General features: G+C 75.8%; 5 protein-coding genes. 4 read left to right on the top strand and 1 reads right to left on the bottom strand.

Features of this window, described 5'->3' with window-relative positions; translation table 11 throughout:
- A partial coding sequence (locus WCS02_RS17545) for an IclR family transcriptional regulator (protein WP_340295548.1) occupies positions 1-764 on the bottom strand: 764 nt, incomplete at its 3' end.
- Between the two features lie 107 nt (positions 765-871).
- Between WCS02_RS17545 and leuC the strand changes: the two genes are divergently transcribed.
- The 4 genes from leuC to WCS02_RS17565 form a co-directional block, all read left to right on the top strand.
- Positions 872-2,311 (top strand): 3-isopropylmalate dehydratase large subunit, encoded by a 1,440-nt coding sequence (gene leuC, locus WCS02_RS17550; protein ID WP_340295550.1) that lies wholly within the window; start codon positions 872-874, stop codon positions 2,309-2,311.
- 11 nt (positions 2,312-2,322) lie between these two features.
- Positions 2,323-2,922 carry a 3-isopropylmalate dehydratase small subunit gene (gene leuD / locus WCS02_RS17555; RefSeq protein ID WP_340295551.1) on the top strand — a complete coding sequence of 200 codons (600 nt, stop codon included), beginning with the start codon at positions 2,323-2,325 and terminating at the stop codon, positions 2,920-2,922.
- Between the two features lies 1 nt (position 2,923).
- Positions 2,924-3,775: a class I SAM-dependent methyltransferase gene (locus WCS02_RS17560; protein ID WP_340295553.1), complete on the top strand. Its 852-nt coding sequence runs from the start codon at positions 2,924-2,926 to the stop codon at positions 3,773-3,775.
- 167 nt (positions 3,776-3,942) lie between these two features.
- Positions 3,943-4,785 (top strand): HU family DNA-binding protein (locus tag WCS02_RS17565; RefSeq protein ID WP_340295555.1); only part of this gene is annotated, 843 nt, incomplete at its 3' end.

The raw sequence follows: 4,785 nt of genomic DNA on the forward strand, positions 1-4,785 counted from the left end.
GGCAGCGGGCCCACCGACGGGGTCGTGGCGACGACCTGCACGCCGTCCCCGCCCGCGCGGCGCAGCGCCTCGGTGAGCCGGTTGGCGGCGGCCATGACGGCGGGCGCGTGGAGCCGGCCGGGCTGGCGGCTGAAGCGCTCGATCGGCCCGGACACGGAGATCGCGGCGACGACCCGGCCCTGCGCCCCGCGCACCGGCGCGGACACCGACGCGACGCCGGGCTCGCGCTCGCCGACGGACTGCGCCCAGCCGCGGCGGCGCACCTGCGACAGCGTCGTCGCGGTGAAGCGGGCGCCGATCAGGCCCTTGTGCAGCCGGTCCGGCTCCTCCCAGGCGAGCATCACCTGGGCCGCGGAGCCCGCGAGCATGGTCAGGGTGGCGCCCACGGGGACGCTGTCGCGCAGACCGCTGGGCCGCTCGACGGAGGCCACGCACACCCGGTGCTCGCCCTGGCGCCGGTACACCTGCGCGCTCTCGCCGGTGTGGTCGCGCAGCGCGAGCAGCACCGGGGTGGCGGCGGCGAAGAGCTTGTCCTCCCCGGCGCTCGCGGCGAGCTCCGCGATGCGGGGCCCGAGCACGAAGCGGCCGTTGACGTCGCGCCCCACGAGGCGGTGGTGCTCCAGCGCCACGGCCAGCCTGTGGGCCGTCGGCCGGGCGAGCCCGGTGGCCTCCACCAGCTGCGCGAGGGTGACCGGACCCCCCTCGAGGGCTCCCAGCACGATGGCGGCCTTGTCCAGCACGCCGACTCCGCTACTCTTGTCCACGAGTCGATATTGCCGTCTCGACATGTGGATGGCAAGCGGTCGCGCCGGGACGCGCGCCGCACGGGCAGCACAGACGGCGACCTGGCGGTCGCGAGGAGGGCACGACGATGAGCAGGACGCTCGCGGAGAAGCTGTGGGACGCGCACGTGGTCCGCAAGGGAGAGGGCGACGAGCCCGACCTCCTGTACATCGACCTGCACCTGGTCCACGAGGTGACCAGCCCGCAGGCCTTCGACGGCCTCCGGCTCGCGGGGCGGCCCGTGCGCCGGCCGGACCTCACCATCGCCACCGAGGACCACAACGTCCCCACCACGCCGGGCGTCGGGCGCGACATCCCCATCGTCGACGAGGTCAGCCGGACCCAGGTCGACACCCTGCGCACCAACTGCGCGGAGTTCGGCGTGCGGCTGCACCCGCTGGGCGACGTCGAGCAGGGCATCGTCCACGTCGTGGGCCCCCAGCTCGGCCTCACCATGCCGGGGCTGACGGTCGTCTGCGGCGACAGCCACACCTCCACCCACGGCGCCTTCGGCGCGCTGGCGTTCGGCATCGGCACCTCGGAGGTCGAGCACGTGCTCGCTACCCAGACGCTGCCGCTGCGGCCGTTCCGCACCATGGCCATCACCGTCGACGGCACGCTGCCCGAGGGCTCCACGTCCAAGGACATCATCCTCGCGGTCATCGCCAAGATCGGGACCGGCGGCGGCCAGGGCTACGTCCTGGAGTACCGCGGCGAGGCCGTCCGGCAGCTGTCGATGGAGTCGCGGATGACCGTCTGCAACATGTCCATCGAGGCCGGTGCGCGCGCCGGGATGATCGCCCCCGACGAGACGACGTTCGAGTACCTGCGCGGCCGGCCCCACGCCCCGCAGGGCGCCGACTGGGACGCCGCGGTGGAGTACTGGCGGACCCTGCGCACGGACGACGACGCCGTGTTCGACGCCGAGGTGGTCCTCGACGCCGCGGACATCGAGCCGTTCGTCACGTGGGGGACCAACCCCGGGCAGGGCCTGCCGCTGTCGGCGTCCGTGCCGGACCCGGCGGACATCGCCGACGCGGGCGCCCGCGCCGGCGCGCAGAAGGCGCTGGCCTACATGGCGCTCACGCCGGGCACGCCGCTGCGCGAGATCGCCGTCGACACGGTCTTCATCGGCTCGTGCACCAACGGTCGGATCGAGGACCTGCGCGCCGCGGCCGCCGTCGTCCAGGGGCGCCACAAGCACCCGGACGTCCGGGTCATGGTCGTGCCCGGCTCCGCCCGCGTCCGCCTGGACGCCGAGGCCGAGGGCCTGGACAAGGTGTTCACCGACTTCGGGGCCGAGTGGCGCAACGCCGGCTGCTCGATGTGCCTGGGCATGAACCCCGACCAGCTGGCACCCGGCGAGCGCAGCGCGTCGACGTCCAACCGCAACTTCGAGGGCCGCCAGGGCAAGGGCGGGCGCACCCACCTGGTGAGCCCGCTCGTCGCGGCCGCGACCGCCGTCCGCGGCACCCTGTCCAGCCCCGCCGACCTGGAGCCCGCGCCCGCCGGCTCGACGGCCGTCTGAAGGAGCCCGACGTGGAACCGTTCACCACCCACACCGGCGTCGGCGTCCCGCTGCGCGCGAGCAACGTCGACACCGACCAGATCATCCCGGCCGTCTACCTCAAGCGGGTGTCGCGGACCGGGTTCGAGGACGGGCTGTTCTCCGCCTGGCGGCAGGACCCCGGCTTCGTCCTCAACGCCGAGCCGTACCGCGCCGGCAGCGTCCTGGTCGCCGGGCCGGACTTCGGCACCGGGTCCTCCCGCGAGCACGCGGTGTGGGCGCTCAAGGACTACGGCTTCCGCGTGGTGCTGAGCTCCCGCTTCGCGGACATCTTCCGCGGCAACGCCGGCAAGCAGGGCCTGCTCGCCGGGCAGCTGGCCCAGGACGACGTCGAGATGCTGTGGAAGATCCTCGAGACCGAGCCGGGCACCCAGGTGACGGTCGACCTGCAGGCGCGCGAGGGCCGCTGCCAGGAGTTCGTCTTCCCGGTCGGCGTCGACGACTACACCCGCTACCGCCTGCTCGAGGGGCTCGACGACGTCGGGATCACCCTGCAGAGCGCCGCGCTCATCGACTCCTTCGAGGCGGCGCGGGAGCCCTGGCGCCCCACGACGCTGCCCGTCCGGTCCTGACGTGGGGTCCGCCACGCCGCCGGCCGTGGCGGACCCGGCCTTCACCGGGGCCGTCTACGCCGGCGCGACCGGCCACCACCGCGCCCACGACGCCGACGTGCTCGCCCCGGTCGCGTGGCGGGCCGGCATGCGCGTGCTCGACGTCGGCTGCGGCGTCGGCGACCTGACCGCCCGCGTCGCCGGCCTGGTCGCCCCGGGCGAGGTGCTCGGCGTGGACTCCTCGCCCTCGCAGGTCGAGCACGCCCGCGCGGCGTACGGCCGGGAGGGCCTGCGGTTCGAGGTCGCGCGCGCCCAGGAGCTCGACCGGGTCGTGCCGGCCGGGTGGGCCGACGTCGTGCTGTCCGTCGCGGTCCTGCACTGGGTGGTCGAGGCCGACCAGCCGGCGGCGCTCGCGCAGGTCGCCCGCGCGCTGGTCCCGGGCGGCGTCCTCCGCCTCGACATGGGCGGGGCCGGGCAGATCGCCGCCGCCCGCGAGGTCCTCGACGAGGTCGCGGCCGAGCACGGCGTCCCGGGGTCGCCGTGGTTCTTCCCCGACGAGGCGACCGCGACGGACCTGCTCGTCGGGGCGGGGCTCCGACCGGTGTCCGTCGCCCTGCTCCGCCAGCGCCGCGGCATGCCGGACGCCCCGGCGCTGGAGGCGTGGCTGCGCAGCCAGGTGCTGCCCGGGTACGGCCGCGGCGGGTCTTCCGGGGGAGCCGTGTCCTCCGGGGGTGCCGGGCCGTCCGGGGACCCCGCCCCACGTGCGGCGTTCGAGGCCGAGGCGCTCCGCCGGTGCACCGCGGCGCTCCGTCGCGAGGACGGGTCCTACGACCAGGACTACGTGCGCCTGGACGCGGTCGCCGTCCGACCCTGAGCGCCCCCCGCCGCCCCTCCGCCGCTCGTCCGTCGCCGCCCGTCGCCGCCAGGTCCGCGTGGACCGTCGCCAGCACCGGCGTTAGCGTGGCCGGGTCGTCGGGTCCTACCCCGACGACCGTCCCGCCGTGAGTCCGTGCACCACCGTCGTGCCCGCCAGGAGGCCCCGTGAACAGGTCCGATCTCGTCGCAGCGATCGCCGAGCGCATCGGTGACAAGAAGAAGGCCAAGCAGGCGGTCGACGTCCTCGTGGAGTCGATCACCGACGCGGTCGCCCGCGGCGAGAAGGTCGCCGTGACCGGGCTGGGCACCTTCGAGCGCGCGTACCGGGCCAGCACGGACTCCACCCGCAGCATCGCCGGCGTCACGGTGCCCAAGTTCGAACCGGCCAAGGGCTTCAAGGTGCTCGTCGACGACGCCCTCGGTCTGGGGGAGCACGCCATCGCCGCCGCCGCGGCCGTCGTCGCCGACGGCAAGGGCGCCAAGAAGGTCCGCAAGGTCGCCGCCGAGGCCCAGGCCCGCGCGGAGAAGAAGCACGGCAAGAAGAAGGCCGCCCCCACCACCCCGCCCGCGGAGCCCGAGGTCGTCCACGTGCCGTCCGGGCCGATCGCCACCCCGGCCGCCGCGACGGTGCCCGCCGGTGCCGCCGCCTCCGCCGCCGTACGCGAGAGCGTCGCCGCGCAGCAGGCGGCCGGCGAGGCCACGGTGTCGACGCCCGCCACCCCGCCCACCGGCAGGCGCACCGCGAAGAAGTCCGCCGTGACCACGGCGCCCCCGGTCCCTGCGACGACGCCGGCCGCCCCGGCGCCGGCTGCCCCCGCGCCCGCTGCGAAGAAGACGACCGCCAGGAAGACGGCCGCGAAGAAGACGGCGCCTGCGAAGGCGGCGGCGCCGACCACCCCGCCGGGGACCACCCCGCCCGGCGTCACCGGCCCCGCGGCCACCGTCCCGGTCGCCGAGGCCTCGCCGGTCACCCCGCCGACGCCCCCGTCGGACGGCCCCCAGGCCCCC

The organism is Aquipuribacter hungaricus (genome assembly GCF_037860755.1).
Classification (GTDB): domain Bacteria; phylum Actinomycetota; class Actinomycetes; order Actinomycetales; family JBBAYJ01; genus Aquipuribacter; species Aquipuribacter hungaricus.